At 37.6% G+C, this 16,905-nt stretch carries 12 protein-coding genes; 8 read left to right on the forward strand and 4 right to left on the reverse strand.

The genetic code is table 11. The features are described from left to right. The first annotated feature begins 232 nt into the window (after positions 1–232). Positions 233–3,514 (forward strand): fibronectin type III domain-containing protein, encoded by a 3,282-nt coding sequence (locus V0410_RS22165; protein ID WP_330745658.1) that lies wholly within the window; start codon positions 233–235, stop codon positions 3,512–3,514. A gap of 175 nt (positions 3,515–3,689) precedes the next feature. Beyond that, positions 3,690–6,014, forward strand: a complete 2,325-nt coding sequence (locus V0410_RS22170) for a GEVED domain-containing protein (protein ID WP_330745659.1) — start codon at positions 3,690–3,692, stop codon at positions 6,012–6,014. Between the two features lie 181 nt (positions 6,015–6,195). Here V0410_RS22170 and V0410_RS22175 read toward each other — a convergent pair whose 3' ends face one another. Both V0410_RS22175 and V0410_RS22180 read right to left on the reverse strand, forming a co-directional pair. Beyond that, entirely contained in the window at positions 6,196–6,354 is a 159-nt protein-coding gene (locus tag V0410_RS22175; protein ID WP_171006318.1) for a hypothetical protein, read from the reverse strand. Between the two features lie 43 nt (positions 6,355–6,397). Next, complete coding sequence (locus V0410_RS22180; RefSeq protein ID WP_330745660.1) at positions 6,398–7,225, reverse strand: ion transporter; 828 nt, start codon at positions 7,223–7,225, stop codon at positions 6,398–6,400. A 250-nt stretch (positions 7,226–7,475) separates the two neighbouring features. Between V0410_RS22180 and V0410_RS22185 the strand changes: the two genes are divergently transcribed. The 4 genes from V0410_RS22185 to V0410_RS22200 all read left to right on the forward strand — a co-directional run bounded on the left by V0410_RS22185 (position 7,476) and on the right by V0410_RS22200 (position 11,681). Then, the gene (locus V0410_RS22185) at positions 7,476–8,324 is read left to right on the forward strand and encodes a hypothetical protein (protein WP_330745661.1); all 849 of its coding nucleotides are present in this window, start codon (positions 7,476–7,478) and stop codon (positions 8,322–8,324) included. A gap of 127 nt (positions 8,325–8,451) precedes the next feature. Further along, positions 8,452–9,549, forward strand: a complete 1,098-nt coding sequence (locus tag V0410_RS22190) for a Nif3-like dinuclear metal center hexameric protein (RefSeq protein ID WP_330745662.1) — start codon at positions 8,452–8,454, stop codon at positions 9,547–9,549. Between the two features lie 2 nt (positions 9,550–9,551). Beyond that, a complete protein-coding gene (locus tag V0410_RS22195; RefSeq protein WP_110009291.1) occupies positions 9,552–10,328 on the forward strand; it encodes a zinc ribbon domain-containing protein in 777 nt (258 codons plus the stop codon). Between the two features lie 393 nt (positions 10,329–10,721). Then, positions 10,722–11,681 carry a hypothetical protein gene (locus V0410_RS22200; RefSeq protein WP_330745663.1) on the forward strand — a complete coding sequence of 320 codons (960 nt, stop codon included), beginning with the start codon at positions 10,722–10,724 and terminating at the stop codon, positions 11,679–11,681. A gap of 65 nt (positions 11,682–11,746) precedes the next feature. On the opposite strand, the gene V0410_RS22205 is transcribed toward V0410_RS22200, so the two are convergent. Further along, positions 11,747–13,525 (reverse strand): AMP-dependent synthetase/ligase, encoded by a 1,779-nt coding sequence (locus tag V0410_RS22205; RefSeq protein WP_330745664.1) that lies wholly within the window; start codon positions 13,523–13,525, stop codon positions 11,747–11,749. A 345-nt stretch (positions 13,526–13,870) separates the two neighbouring features. Here V0410_RS22205 and V0410_RS22210 point away from each other — a divergent pair, with 345 nt between their 5' ends. Together V0410_RS22210 and V0410_RS22215 are read left to right on the forward strand one after the other, a co-directional pair. Next, entirely contained in the window at positions 13,871–15,010 is a 1,140-nt protein-coding gene (locus V0410_RS22210) for an acyl-CoA dehydrogenase (protein ID WP_110009295.1), read from the forward strand. Between the two features lie 21 nt (positions 15,011–15,031). Then, positions 15,032–15,397: a hypothetical protein gene (locus V0410_RS22215; RefSeq protein ID WP_034695305.1), complete on the forward strand. Its 366-nt coding sequence runs from the start codon at positions 15,032–15,034 to the stop codon at positions 15,395–15,397. A gap of 240 nt (positions 15,398–15,637) precedes the next feature. Here the strand turns inward: V0410_RS22215 and V0410_RS22220 are convergent, their stop codons facing one another. Further along, on the reverse strand, positions 15,638–16,582 hold the full coding sequence (locus tag V0410_RS22220; protein ID WP_330745665.1) for a DUF4349 domain-containing protein: 945 nt from the start codon (positions 16,580–16,582) through the stop codon (positions 15,638–15,640). Between the last annotated feature and the right edge of the window lie 323 nt (positions 16,583–16,905).

A 16,905-nucleotide genomic window follows, 5' to 3' on the forward strand; every position in this document is an offset into this window, starting at 1 on the left:
TGAAGTCTATTTTGGTTATATAGTAGTTAAGTCTCTGTTATTTAATTAGTTGTTATTTTTCATCATATTGCGAAATAATTATATAATTTAAATAAATTTTTAATTATATAATGTTTTAATAGTGTTTTTTATTGTTTTTGTATAAAAATTTATGATATTTTCTAATATTTCATTTAAAATTTAAATTAATATTTATACATTTACCGCCCTAACTGTTATTATTTACTATTTTATGAAGAAATTACTACTTTCGTGTCTGGCTTCCCTGAGTATGGGAGTCTATGCGCAAACCGACGTCGCCAACTATACTTTTTCAAAAAGTACCGGGGTAGCTTATACTTCCATTACCGGAGGTACAAAATTGTTCCCTTCTGGGACTAATACTACTTATGACAATGATGTATCCGCAGCAATTCCATTGTCTTCTCCTTTTAATTTCGGTGGTGTTGCCATGACCACATGTTATGTGAGTGCCAATGGATTTATAACGTTTGGAGCAGCTCCTTCCGGGACAAACTACACTCCAATGTCAAGTCTGGGATCAACTACAGGGGCAATTTCCGCTTTTGGGCAGGATGGAGGCTTTTCATCATCAGATGCAACACAACCAGCGGGAAATCATGAAGTGAGGTATGAGGACCTGGGAACTGAATTTGTTGTACAGTGGCAGGATCATGCCAATTACTTTAACAGATCTACTGAAAAGTTAAATTTTCAGATCAGATTGGTTTATGCTACCGGTGAAATAAAGATCATTTATGGAAGCTGTACAGATCCGGGTACCAGCACTTCTGGCAGTACTCCACAGGTAGGGATAAGAGGAAACAGTACTACTTATGCGTCCAATGTAAATTCCCTGATGATCGGAAACGTGCCGTCCGGAACTACCTGCGATTGGTCTAAAGCTGTTACCGGTAATGCTGGTAGCAGTACAATGCTTTTTTCCAGCACAACCAATGCAAGTGTTAAAATCCCTGCCGGGCTGCAATATAAATGGACACCAGGCACACAGGCTCCGGTAAGGACTTTTGCAGCTGCCACTGCAATTACCAATAATGCTGCTACTGTAAACTGGACGGCTCCGACAGGTGCAACAGCTTACAATGTTCAGTATAGAGAAGTCGGAAACTGTGATTGGACAGACCTTGTTGGTAATCCGGTTTCTGCTGCAACTGCTACAATTACAGGGTTAACTCAAAATACAAGCTACCAGGTTCAGGTTCAGGCATTAAACGGATCAGTAAAATCTATCTATTCTCATATTCCAAACGCAGCCGGAACGGGGAATGGATATGCCTCATCAGGGTCTTTTACCACTACACCTAACTGTGCAAGTACGGTAACCGGTCTTTCTTCTTCTGCTCTGACTCCTGAATCCGCAACAATAAGCTGGACAGCTTCTACAATACCTCCGGGTAATGGATATGAGTATTATTATTCTACATCTTCAACAACTCCGCTTGCAACGGCTACGCCTTCAGGATCTGTAGGTGCCGGGGTAATAACAGCTGATTTATCCGGTCTGACTCCTTCAACTCAATATTATTATTGGGTAAGAGGAAACTGTAATGGAACAGATAAAGGAAATTGGTCAAGCTCTGCAAACTTTACAACACCAGGTCTTTGTCCTACCGTTACCGCTCCTGCATCCAATGCTACAGGAGTAAGTGTAACCCCTACGATTACATGGAATGCAATAAATGGCGCTGCCGGGTACAAACTGAAAGTTGGAACTACCTCAGGAGGAAATGATATTGCAGATATGGATATTGCAGGCGGAACTAATAATTCTTATACTTTCGCAGCTCCTTTAAATTTTGGTACTGCGTATTATTATTCTGTAACTGCTTATACAGCCAATATTGCAGGGCCTGCTACCGCATGTACGGTAAGATCATTCCAGACGGTATGTAATTCATCTAATTTACCTTATACTTTAGATTTTGAAAACGTTACAACACCTGCATTGCCAATTTGTACAACAGTGGTAAACAGTGGTTCCGGAAATTCATGGAAAACAGCAACTGCTCCGGCTGGATTTACAGGGAAAGTGCTTAATTATTCCTATAATAGTTCTAATGCTGCCAATACATGGTTCTTTACCCAAGGTTTAAATCTTACTGCAGGCGTTAGCTACAGAATCAAATATAAGTATGCCAATGCAACAGGAACCACCCAGTATCCTGAAAAATTAAAAGTTGCTTATGGATCTTCTGCTGCAAGTGCTTCAATGACAAATACTTTAGCTGACCACGCCAATATTACAGGTGGAACTGCTACATATGCGTTTGTAGACTTTACACCAGGTGCAACAGGAGTTTATTATTTCGGATTCCAGGCTTATTCTGCAGCTAATATGAACCAGATTTATGTTGATGATATCAATATAGATGTAACCCCTAGCTGCTCTGAACCATTGGCTGTTACTGTTTCAGGAATGACAACCAATGGAGCAAATGCTTCCTGGACTGCTCCGGCAACTGCTCCTGGAAGTGGATATGAGTATTACTATTCTACAAGCAGTACAGCTCCTACAGCGTCTACTGCAGCTTCCGGAACCAGCGCTACCACTTCGGCTCCTTTGTCCGGATTATCTCCTTCCAGTACTTACTATTTATGGGTGAGATCGGTATGTAGTTCTTCCGATAAGAGTGCGTGGAGTTCTCAGGCTGCTGTTTTCAATACACTTTGCGGAACAGCTATGGCTCCTTTTGCTCAAAACTTTGATAGTGGAGCAGCACCCAACTGTTGGAGCAGTATAAACCCTACGGCAACAGGTACCGAAGCTAATCTGTTCTGGAAGTTCTCAGGGTCTGCAGATTATGGTGCAAGTCCGGCTAATAACCAAAAAGCGGCAGGTACATATGCATGGGTAGATGCAAGTTCACCATATAATGGAGCGGGTGCCAACACGGTTCAGCTGGTTACTCCTCCTGTAAATTTAACAGGATTAACCGCACCTCTTGTTTCTTTTGACTGGTTTAAAAACCATTCTACCACTTCTTCTACTACGGTTTCACCTTCCACTTATGATAATAACAAGCTTACGGTAGAAGTAAACGATGGAAACGGATGGGTAGTTATTTTTAGTGATAATACCAACTCAAACCAATGGAGAACAGTTGCTGTTCCTTTGGCGGCTTCTTACATCGGAACTACTATCCAGGTGAGATTTACTGTAGATAAAAATGTGAATGGTAACGGATATTACTATGATGATGTTCTATTAGATAATGTTGAAATAAAACAAAATCCTAATCTGGCAACGTCTGAAACTGCAGTAAAAGAAAACAAGATTAATATATATCCTAATCCGTTTACTGATATGCTGACAATTTCTGATGTATCCAAAGTACAGTCTGTTTTAATTGTTGATGTTTCCGGAAGGTTGATTAAGACCATTGATAAACCATCTTCAGAGCTTCAGCTGAGAGATCTGAAAGAAGGGTTATATTTAGTGGTTCTGAATATGAAAGACGGATCTAAACAAACCCTTAAAGCAATTAAGAGATAAAATAGTTTCTTGAAAAACAGGAAATAGAGAGGCTGCTCAATTTGAGCGGCCTCTCCTTATATAGGTTAAATTGTCTTTTATTAAAGAAAAAGTTTAATTCATTGTGATATAATTAAATAAATATTTTTTTTATTGCTGATTTTCACTAGATTTGATTAACTAATACTGTTTTTATATGAGAAATTTTTTACTTGTTGGTTTCTTAATGGCCGGCTTTTTATCTTCTGCACAGACTTACTGTACACCTGCTTTTGCCAGTGGGTGTAGTGGAGGAGATATGATAGATTCTTTTGCAATTCCGGGTGCCGGATTTGATCATCCTAATACAGGGTGTTCTACTGATGCCTATGGAGATTATACCTCTATGACGATCAACCTGAGTGCAGGTTTGAGTTATGATTTTAGTGTTAAACATGATTACAGCGATCAGAATGTCCGTATCTGGATAGATTTCAATAACGACGGAACTTTTGATGATGCCGCTCCTGAACTTGTAGCTACGGCAAGCAGTACTCTTGTAGGAGCCAATAATATTACGGCCGGACTTATAACCATTCCTGCTACCGTTACTCCAGGTACTTACAGGATGAGAGTAGGCGACAGGTTCTCCAGTGATCCTATACCTTGTAATACGGATGGGTACGGAGAAGCACATGATTATACGGTAAACATCGGCGCGGTTCCGACCTGTTTTGCACCATCTGCTTTAACGGTATCTGCTGTTACGGCCAATTCTGCCCAGATCGGATGGACAGCTCCTTCTTCTGCGCCGGGAAGCGGTTACGAATATTATTATTCAACTTCCGGTACATACCCTACTGCTGCGACAGTTGTTTCCGGATCTATCAATGGATTGACTACAAATCTGCCATCCCTTGCACCAGCCACTACCTATCATGTATGGGTACGCTCTGTGTGCAGTACTTCGAACAAAAGTGCATGGTCCCAAATGGCAACATTTACGACATCATGTGTCGCTGTGGGGGTACCTTACGCATTGGATTTCGAAAGTATAACTCCACCTGATATGCCGAATTGTACTTCGGTAGTGAATGATGGTGCCGGAAATATGTGGGAAACAGGTGATCTGGATGCCCAGGGATTTACAGGGAATGTTCTTCAGTATTCTTACGATTATGCTAATAATGCCGATACCTGGTTTTTTACCAATGGAATCAACCTTACCGCAGGAACTACCTACAGAATTAAATATAAATATGCCAATGCAGAAGGAACTGTATACGCAGAAAAATTAAAAGTAGCCTATGGAATTTCAGCTACCAGCGCTGGAATGACCAATACACTGGCGGATCACCCGAATATTGTTACCAGTACAGCAACGAGCTCTTTTGTGAACTTTACGCCAGCAGCTACAGGTGTTTATTATTTTGGATTCCAGGCGTATTCTGATGCTAATATGAATCAATTATATGTTGATGATATTAAAATCGATGTAGCACCGGCTTGTAGTGAACCTAATGCATTAGCTGTTTCAAACATTACTGCTGCAGGCGCTACCGTTTCCTGGGCAGCAGCTACTCCCGTTCCTGCAAACGGATATGATATTTATTACAGCACAACCAATACGGCACCTACAGCAACAAGCACACCTAATTTTACAGGAGTTACAGCAACTACCTATAATATTCCAGGTTTAGCTTCTTCATCTGTGTATTATGTATGGGTGAGATCTGCATGTAGCACAACGAGCAAAAGTGCATGGAGTGATTCTGCCACATTTACAACATTATGTTCAAGTGCAAACCTTCCTTATGTTGTAGATTTTGAAAATGTTACTGTTCCGGAGCTTCCAGGTTGTACAATGAATGTTAATGCAGGGGCTGCAAATGACTGGGAAACAGCGGATCCTCCTTCTGACAGCCAGGGATTCACTACCAATGTGCTGAAATATCAGTACAACTCTTCCAATTCTGCCGATGCATGGTTCTTTACACAGGGATTGAACTTAACAGCAGGAGTACAATATACAATCAGTTATCAATATGGTAATAATTCATCAACTTATGCTGAAAAACTGAAAGTAGCATATGGTACTTCTCCTGATGCGGCCGCTATGACGGGCTCTATAGCAGATTATCCTTCAATTAATGATGGAATTGCTCATACCGAATCTATAACATTTACAGTTCCTGCAACAGGGGTGTATTTCTTTGGATTTAATGCTTATTCAGATCCGGATCAGTATAATCTGTATATAGACGATATCAGTATTAACAATGCCAACCTGGCAACATCCGAAGTCGCTGCAGCGAAGAATAATATCCAGATTTATCCTAATCCATTTACAGATGTGTTGAATATCTCCGATGTGAAAAATGTGAAAAATGTATCTGTGACAGATGCTACGGGAAGATTAGTGAAAACTATTGGTACCCCTGAATCTACGATCCATTTAAGGGATGTAACGCAGGGAGTTTATCTGATAACGCTTGAAATGAAAGACGGATCTAAACAAACGATCAAAGCCATTAAAAAATAATTCATCATTTAAATAAAAAAAGGAAGACGGGTCATATGTGATCCGTCTTTTTTATTGAGATTAAAGAGTATTTGAAAATCTTGATAAAAAAAGATGAGTGAAATGTTCAGCTCATCTTTTTATTTTATCCGGGTTCGCGATGATTGTAAATTGTTTATCGTCGACAATTGCACATCACTCATCATTTATCGGGTACTGGCTGTATATCGCCTGTATTCATAAGATCAAAAACAGCAGGGAAGAACATTACTAATATAAAATAAATGATGACCATCAGTACAATCAGTGCAAAAAGAATAATTACTAAGCTATTGGGTCTGTTTTTCTTTTTTGGTTCCATGATTTTGTGGTGTTTGATTAATGAATTTTACTTATATCAAATATTAAGCTAATTTCTTGCCACATTTCTTACAATACCTCGCGTCATCATCAATATCGTCGTTTCCGCAGCGTTCGCATACCATTTCCAGGTTTTGTCTTTTGTTTCTCATTTCTGCGGTTACAATACCGGTAGGGACTGCGATAATAGAATAACCGGCCAGCATAAGAATAACCGCAAAAAACTTGCCTAAGGGCGTAATAGGAGATACATCACCATATCCTACAGTAGTTACCGTAACAACGGCCCAATAGATAGATTGCGGTATCGTTTCAAATCCAGGTCTTCCACCTTCTACCATAAACATAAGTGAGCCTACAATGACTGAGAAAATGATCAGGAACAGAAGGAAAATGTAAATTTTTCTCGAACTGTTCTTTAAAGCCCTTACAATGAAATACCCGTCATTCATAAAATCCAGTAAATTGAAAATCCTGAATATTCTCAACATTCTCAACATTCTGAAAATCAGAAAATACTTGGTAATCGGAAAGAAAAAACTGAGAAAAAAGGGAACCAGAGCCAGAAAATCTATAATTCCGAAAAAACTGAATATATAGTTCCGCTTATTTTTTACCACTGCAATCCGCATAGAATATTCCATTGTAAAGAAAATGGAGATGATCCATTCAAGAATCAGGAAGGTATAATGGAATCTCTTATCAAGCTTAGGTACACTTTCCATCATGATAATAGCAGTACTTGCAAGAATTAAAGACAATAATATGATATCGAACAGTTTTCCAAGCTTCGTATCAGATCGATAAATTATCCGGTAAAGGAATCTTTTCCAGAGAGTGTCCTCAGGAATAAGATTATGTTCTCTTTCCATTTAGATAGGGGTATTTCACAGCGAAGTTAATAATTTATATAAAGAATAGGGTAAATATATGATTGTTAAAAGAATCTTGCAAATGTTAAAATAAAATTCATCATTAAAAAGTGAATTATTGTGTGTTAATTTGATGATTTTCAATATTTTATAATTAACAAAATACGGATAAAATATGACATATAAAAATGTTTTTTTTAACATTTTTATCGTTCAAGTTTGTAATTTTATTCTACAAAAGCTTTATATCATGAGAAAAATTTTAACCTTTTTAATGCTGTTTTTAATAAACAGTATTACGTATGCTCAGGTTGGGATTAATACTGTTACACCAAATAGTGCTTCAGTACTGGATATAGTTTCCAACCAGAAAGGAATTCTCATTCCTCGTCTTACTGATACTGACCGGGATACCAACCTGGCTGATAATGACGTTTCCACAGTGCCTCCTGCAGGTGTAGTAAACGCTAATCTTACTGCAGGAACTCTTATTTATAATACGACAACGAATAACTTCCAGTATTGGGATGGTACCCTCTGGAGACAGCTTTTTGTTCCCACATCTTCTCAGGCTGGTAACGACGGTGTCGTTAAAATCAATTCTGGAAACGCAAATGTAAAACCCTCATTCAATTTAACGGCATCAGGAAGCGGCTATGGCCCGAGACAACAGGTGCTTTATGCCACACCGCTGGTTTTTGCTGCAAGCCCTACTACAAGCTGGCCGGAAACTACCGTTCCATTTCCGGGAGTTACGAGCAATATCTATATTTCGGCTACCGGTAAATGGAGAGAAAATGAAATTAACGGGCAGGTTCATTTTTGGAGAGCAATCGCTACAATTACTCCAGGTTCCAACTCTTCAGGATCCATAAAAGCTACTTTTAAAAATCCCGATTCCGGTTTTGAAATCAATTCTATCCAGCTGGTTCCAAGCGGCTCCAGTGGAACAGGTAACATTCTTACCTTTTATTTCTATACCATTGCGGACCCTGCGAGTCTTGATCCGGGAAGAGGGTATCAGCTTTTTATGGAATCTGATATCAACTGTGGCGTAGTAGTAGATTCTTTTACAAGAGTATCGCTTTTCAAAGATTAATAGTCTTATTGAGTTCTTTTTTTTATATCAAAGCAAAACCGGTTGAAGAAAGCCGGTTTTTTATTGTAAATTTTTCCGGGTTTTTGGTAAAATTAATATCTTCGCTGTAACCGTAAAATATAAATTAATGAAGCTAAAAACTGTAATTGCAAAGATTGAAGAAGAAATAAGCATCAGGCAGGCAGAAGATTTTGATAATGTAGGATTGCTGTGTGGTGTTTATGATCGTGATGTGTCGGGAATTCTGGTTTGTCATGATGCGCTGGAAAATGTAGTAGATGAAGCGATTGAGAGAAATTGTAATCTGATTGTATGTTTTCATCCCATTATATTTTCCGGGTTAAAATCTTTGACAGGGAAGAATTATGTAGAGCGGGCTGTTTTAAAAGCTATTGAAAATAAAGTGGCGATCTATGCTATCCACACTGCATTTGACAATGATTTCTTTGGAGTGAACCATGGTATATGCAGTCAGTTAGGATTAAAGAATATGAAGATTCTTCAGCCCAAAGAAAATAATTTAAAGCAGTTAACGGTTTTTGTTCCTAAAGAGTATTCGGAAAAAGTAAAAGAAGCCATGTTCTCAGCCGGAGCAGGAAATATAGGATTCTATGATGAATGCAGTTTTACAGTGAATGGTAATGGAACATTCAGACCTGTGGAAGGTTCAAATCCGTTTTCGGGACAGCAGGGCATTCGTGAAAATGCAGATGAAGATATGATTTCTGTAATTTTTGAAGGTTTTAAACAAGGGCAGATTGTAGGCGCTATGAGATCAGCACACCCTTATGAAGAAGTCGCCTATCAGGTTTATAGTCTGGATAATAAAAATCATCATGCCGGATTGGGAATGTATGGTGATCTGGAAGAGGAAATGGATGAAAAAGATTTCCTTGGGTTTGTAAAAGAAAAATTTGGGCTGGAGGTGATCAAACATTCTTCTTTTAACAATAAAAAAATCAAAAGAGTAGGGGTTCTCGGAGGCTCGGGGGCAAGCGGGATAAGATCTGCAGCGGCCAGAAAATGTGATGCTTACCTTACAGGAGATCTTAAATATCACGATTATTTTTTAGCAGAGTCTAAAATGCTGATCTGTGATATAGGACATTATGAGTCCGAACAATTTGTTGCTCAACAATTATTTGAAATTTTATCACAAAAATTTAGTACATTTGCAATTTCAAAATCTATTGAAAAAACAAACCCAGTAAATTATTTCATTTAAATATGGCAAAAACCAACGATATTTCAGTTGAAGAAAAATTAAGAGCTTTATACGATTTACAGATCATTGATTCAAGATTGGATGAAATCCGAAATACTAGAGGAGAATTGCCAATTGAAGTTGAAGATCTTGAAATCGAGATTGAAGGTCTTGAAAAAAGAGCTGAAAAATTTCATGCTGATATCAAAGATCAGGAAGATCAGATCAAAACAAAGCATGAAGTAATTAACCATGCTAAAACTTTAATTGAGAAATACAAATCTCAGCAGGATAATGTAAGAAACAATAAAGAGTTTGAAGCATTAGGAAAGGAAATGGAATTCCAGGAGCTGGAAATTCAGCTTGCTGAAAAAAGAATTAAAGAATTCGGAGCTAAAATTGCTCACAAAAACGAAACTTTAGCTGAACTGAATGCAAAGATCGACGATTTGAAAAGCCACTTGAAATTCAAGAAAGAAGAATTGGATGGTTTGATCTCTGAAACTCAGAAAGAAGAAGAATATCTTTTAGAGCAGTCTAAAGAATTTGCAGCTAAAATTGATGAGAGATTATTGGCTTCTTACAACAGAATCAGAACAAACTCTATCAACGGTCTTGCTGTTGTAGGATTAGAAAGAGGAGCTCCAAAAGGATCTTTCTTCACGATTCCTCCTCAGAAGCAAATGGAAATTGCTCAGAGAAAGAAAATCATCATTGATGAGCACTCTGGAAAAATCCTTGTGGATGATGAGTTGGTAATGGAAGAAAACGAAAAAATGAAATCTGTAATTAAATTCTAGTTATTGATTTTTAAGTCATACGAAAGCTGTTTCAGAAATGAGACAGCTTTTTTTATGGAATATAGTGTACAGTATTTTGATACTGGTTGATAAAAGAGAAAATAATACTTATTTTTCCTATTTTTTATTAATTATTTTAATTTTAATTAATAATATTAAATTATTACCAACATAATGTTTTTATATGTATATTTACTGTAATCAAAAGACGTGATGATTAAATAACTTACAGAGCTTCAGCAGGAGATATAGGAGGTAAGGCTTTATGGTTACAATAAAAGCAGACACATCCATTAACTATAGCTTTTGACCCGTTCAAAATGAATTTTTATAAATGATATCGTTTGGATATTCTGCTATTCAATTTAAGCACAACAAGAAAAATTATATATCATGAAAAAATTATTTATGGGGTTTTTATCTCTTTTAAGTTATTGCTTGCTAGGGCAATTTGGGAATGTTGGTATTAATACAGTCACTCCTGGAAGTACTTTGGAAATTAACGGAAGTCTTGCCGCACAGTACCGGCTGGTATCAGCGGATTACAATATGAGTATTACAGATTATTATGTAGCCTATAATAGCAGTTCAGTCGGTACCATAACACTGCCGGGAGCTATTGCCGCTTATCCTGCACAGGGACATATCAAGGGACGCGTATATTATATTAAAAATACAGGAAGTTTCAATGTCAATATAACAGCCAATGGAAGTGAGCTGATAGATAATCAGCCGGGTGCTGCCGTATCATCTATAGGGCTTGGGCAGGGATGGGCAGCGATACTGATTAGCAATGGCAATGCTGGTTCCGGGGTAACCTGGGAAGCTGTAGTGATCAATCCTAATAATGCCATCAATACCATTATTGGTATGTCATCAAGCTCAACGTATAGTTTACCTTCTACGGCAAACTTTAATTCGGGTATTCCGCAGGTGCTGCCTTTTACAGCCGCTGAAGTACAGGTTAACCAGGGTTCAACTGCTTCGTGGGATGCTGCAAACAACCGTTTTGTTATTAATGAAACGGGTGTCTATGAACTGGATGCTTTGTCCTATTTCGGAGCCGGAGGGACTACAGGGTCAAGCAATTATATTGGTGTTAATCTGGGTATTACAAAAAATGGAACGGCTGCTGCCAACCTTATTGCCGGTACCCGCTCAAATATAGGGCAGCTTATTGCGGGGGCCGGGAATACACCTATTTCATTCCATTGTCTTGTCAATTTAGTTGCTGGTGATATTATTTATTTAACGATGTATAGAGGTGCTTTTGACAATGCTACAGGAACAGTGCAGTCGCAGGCACCTGCGGGTGTTTCTGAGGCCCGTCATTTCAGTCTGAAGAAATTATAAGGATGAAGAAAAATATGTTCTTGTCAATAAAAAAACCGCTTCAATAATGAAGCGGTTTCTGTTTTTTATTCATGATGATCATACATCTTATTGTATAAAGCGATAAATTTTTCTTTTACGGCTTTTCTCTTCAGTTTTAACGTTGGAGTAAGCAGTCCGCTTTCGATGCTCCATACTTCAGGAGTAAGCTCAATTTTTTTGATTTTCTCCCAGTTTCCAAGGTGTTCATTGATGCCTTCGATTTCCTTTTCAATTCTTTGCTTCAATTCAGGGCTTTTTGCAATTTCTTCAGGAGTTGAGCCTAAATTCAGGTTATTTCTCATAGCCCAGCTTTTTGCAAATTCAAAATCAGGCTGTACTAAAGCGCATGGCATTTTTTCACCATCACCTACCACCATAATCTGCTCAATAAATTTTGAAGCTTTTGCCAGGTTTTCAATAGTCTGGGGAGCAATATACTTTCCACCGGAAGTCTTGAACATTTCTTTCTTACGGTCTGTGATCTGTAAAAATCCGTCACTATCGATATGTCCGATATCCCCGGTCTTGAAGAAACCATCCTCTGTGAAAGCTTCTTTTGTCATTTCCTCATTCCGGAAATATCCTTTGAATACAGAGGGCCCTTTTACTGTAATTTCACCATCTTCCTGAATTTTAACCTTTAAATTGTCTAATGGAATTCCTACGGTTCCCACTTTCATCTTATCAAAACTGTTCACAGAGATTACAGGTGATGTTTCTGTTAAGCCATAACCTTCCAGAATTGGAATTCCGGCATTCTGGAACATTAAATTAAGTCTTGCAGATAAGGCAGCAGATCCTGAAACCAAAGTCACGATTTCACCACCTAAACCTTCTCTCCATTTAGAAAATACAAGCTTGTCTGCAATGATTTCCTGAAGTCCGGATGGCTTTGAAATGGTTTTCTTTTTGGTGATCAGATTCAATGCCCAGAAGAATATTTTGGATTTTAATCCTCCGGCTGAAGAACCTGTATTATAGATTTTGTCATATACTTTTTCTACCAGTCTCGGAACTACGGTCATGTAATGAGGTTTCACTTCTTTTACGTTTTCACCCATTTTCTCGATACTTTCTGCGAAATAAAGAGAAAAACCATTGTACTGATAAAGATAGAACAGCATTCTTTCAAAAATATGACAGATAGGAAGGAAGCTTAATGCTCTGGCATCTTTGTAATCAAAGCCTCTCTTTTTTGGAATTCTTGGAATAGATCCCAATATGTTTGAAACAATATTGTTATGGGTAAGCATTACTCCTTTAGGTCTTCCGGTGGTTCCGGAAGTATAAATGATCGTTGCCAGATCTTCTGTATTGATCGCATTAGAAAGATCATCCACTTCAATTTGTGTAGATTCATCCTTGCCCAGATCAAGAATTTCTCTCCAGTTGGCAGCCCCGCTGATACTGTCAAAAGTAAAAATTCCCTGCAAACTCGGGATATTATGTTTTACTTTCATTACTTTATTCAACAGTTCTTTATCAGAAACAAAACAATACTGGATTTCAGCATTATTGAAGATGAATTCATAATCTTCAGGAGAAATACTAGGATAAACCGGTACTGAAACAACCCCGATCTGAGAAAGCCCGAAATCCATAATAGCCCATTCTGTGCGGGAATTGGTTGTAATCAAAGCAATTTTATCACCTGGTTTTATCCCAAGCTTCAATAATCCTCTGGATATCTTATTTCCCTCATTAATAAACTCCTGTGTAGAAGTTTTTTTCCACTCCCCATGATATTTGGTTACAAACATATCCGTTTTAGGATATTTTTCTAAAGCATAGTGTGGAATATCGAATAATCTCTTGATCGTCATGATTTTTTACGTAATTTATAAAGAAATTTAAATATAAGCATTTTTTTTAATTGAAACTATCCGAAGGTAATAATTAGAAATTAGTTAAATGCTTACCATAATAGTTTGAATCAAAAAGGAGACCGGAAGCCCTGCAGTAGGGATTTTATATTTTCAATGATTCTTTTATAGTGGTTTATTTTTCTCCAGGTTTTTTATATTGTCTTTTTAACCCATGATCTCGGATCCCGAAACGCATATCCATTATCATAAAATCTCCCCAAACCTGCCTTTTTCCCGCTTTTAATTTATTTTTTCAGATTTGCTTAAAAAGTGTAAATTTACGGCTATCTAATTATTTTTTTTATGGACTTTAATTTATCGGAAGAACAGCTGATGATTCAGCAGGCAGCAAGAGACTTTGCACAGAACGAACTTTTACCAGGAGTGATTGAAAGAGACCGTGACCAGAAATTCCCTGCTGAACAGGTGAAGAAAATGGGAGAAATGGGACTTTTAGGAATGATGGTAGATCCAAAATACGGCGGTGCAGGTATGGACAGCGTTTCTTACGTGCTTGCTATGGAAGAAATTGCAAAAGTGGATGCTTCTGCAGCTGTTGTAATGTCTGTAAACAACTCATTGGTTTGTGCCGGTCTTGAAAAATTCGCTTCTGAAGAGCAAAAAGTAAAATATCTTACTCCACTGGCCAGCGGACAGGTAATCGGAGCATTTGCATTATCTGAGCCGGAAGCTGGTTCTGATGCTACTTCTCAGAAAACTACTGCGGAAGACAAAGGAGATTACTATCTTTTAAATGGTATCAAAAACTGGATCACGAACGGTGGAACAGCTACTTATTATATCGTAATTGCACAGACAGATCCTGAGAAAAAACACAAAGGAATCAATGCTTTTATCGTTGAAAGAGGATGGGAAGGATTTGAAATCGGACCTAAAGAAGACAAATTAGGAATCAGAGGAAGTGATACTCACTCTTTGATCTTTAATAACGTAAAAGTTCCAAAAGAGAACAGAATCGGTGAAGACGGGTTCGGATTCAACTTTGCTATGGCAGTGTTGAACGGAGGAAGAATCGGTATTGCTTCTCAGGCGTTGGGTATTGCTTCAGGGGCTTACGAACTGGCATTGAAATATGCTAAAACAAGAAAAGCTTTCAAAACTGAAATCATCAACCACCAGGCGATTGCATTCAAATTGGCTGATATGGCTACTCAGATCACTGCTGCAAGAATGCTGTGCTTCAAAGCTGCGTGTGAAAAAGATGCAGGAAAAGATATCTCTGAAAGCGGAGCGATGGCAAAATTATACTCTTCTCAGGTGGCAATGGATACTACTATTGAAGCAGTACAGATCCACGGAGGATATGGATACGTGAAAGAATACCACGTAGAAAGATTAATGAGAGATGCGAAAATCACTCAGATCTATGAAGGAACTTCTGAAATTCAGAAAATCGTGATTTCAAGAAGCATCGCAAAATAACATTTATAAAACACACTACCTATGAAAAAATCTTTGTGGATCACCCTCGGTGTCGTACTGCTGTTACTGGGCGTATTTGTATGGTATAAGTACTATTTCGTTTTCGGAGAAGGAGTAAAGTCCGGATACCTGAACTATGCGATGAAAAAAGGTTATGTTTTCAAAACCTATGAAGGTAAGCTGATTCAGGAAGGTTTCGGGAGAGGAAAAACAGGAACTATTACAAGCTATGAGTTTGAATTTTCCGTAGATGATCCTGAAGTTTTCAAACAACTGGAAACCAACAGCGGTAAAACTTTTGATCTGCATTACAAAGAGTACAACGGGGCTCTTCCGTGGAGAGGAAATACAAAATTTATCGTAGATAAGGTAGTGAATATGAAATAAAACAAATAAGGCTCTCAATATGAGGGCCTTATTTTACACCAAATCACAAAATATTAATATATGAAATAAAATTTCCAAATTTATTTGAACCTCGTCCGATCGGAGATTCATTGCATTTTGCTTATACTTAAAGTTAAGAGTTATTTTTCTAATAAACAACACTTCTGTTGAATATTTGGTAAAATTAAACATAAGAATCGAACACCAATTCCAAACCTCATTAAAAAAAAATTAAAAAATCTAATGAGAATCACGATCAGCGGCGTTCCTGTTCTTCTTTTTATAGAAATAATATCCAATGCCGGCAATAAGAAATAAAGGCCACAGCGGCAGGATAAACAGGAATATAGAAGTAATAACATTCCAGCCGGATTCAATGGCTGCCAGGGATTTTCCACTGAAGGTTTCAGGTTCTTTTTCTGTTTTAGCTTTCTCACTGATATTTACATTGATCGTACAGATTGCACTGTCCGTATAGTTTCGCCCTGAAACCTGAATATCTTTTGTATCAATATCTCCAATATTGCTATTTATGGCATCCATTAGCTCATCAAAATGCTGCATAGGAACTTTGATATCCAGACTGTATACTTTTTGATTTTCCCCATGAAGATAAGCGGATTCCACATAAGACAGATTTTCACTTTTGATATACCCGTTATTTCTGTTCGCTTCTTCCCGGATAATTTCCTTTACCGTTTCCACATTCTCCGCTGTTATAGAAAGATATCCTGATTTTACCATTTTATCTTGTGGCATATTCAGTTCATAACTGTCGTTCTTAGGCTTTTCTTTATAAATGATTTTGGTTTCTTTAATAACCTTAGGGGCCGGAGTTTTTACTGCAATCTTTTCAGTCTTCTTTTCTACCGAATCCTTTTTATCTATTTTGGACTCCAGTTTTGTATTCGCAATTTTATCCGATAAAGAATCTACCATCTTGGAAGTGTTTTCTATCTTTTGACGGATGTCGTTTTTCGAATTTTCAAAATCTTTTATTTTAATACTGGCCGAGTCAATGACTTTATCTGCCGTTTTACTGACATGATCTATGGTTTCTGTAGCAACAGTGGCAGCACTGTCCGCCGAATGGATGGCTTCATTGATTCTATCCTGGGTAGCTTCTGCTTTTTTGCACATAATGAAAGTGCTTGCTACAGCAGTGAGTAATATGAACTTTTTCATAAGATTAATTTTTTTGATGAAGTAAAATTAGAAGGGAAGCTCTTGTAAAGATTGTAAATGAAATGTATTATGCTGGTAAAATACTAACTCTTATATTCTCAGGGTTTTGTATTTGTTTTACAAAAGATTTACAAAGCGTTTTTCTGAGTTTAGGGTATTGAAATGATTCGAAAGCTTTGTCGTTTTACCAAATATGAGTTGGGAGATCTAAAAATTCCCATCCTCCGGAGGGGTGGCAAAAATTCAAAGAATTTTTGACGGGGTGGTTTCATAAGATATATTATAAAAAAATCCGCAGAAATTTCTGCGGATCTATATTGTAA

Origin of the sequence: Chryseobacterium sp. CP-77 (assembly GCF_036362765.1) — a bacterium.
Classification (GTDB): domain Bacteria; phylum Bacteroidota; class Bacteroidia; order Flavobacteriales; family Weeksellaceae; genus Chryseobacterium; species Chryseobacterium cupriresistens.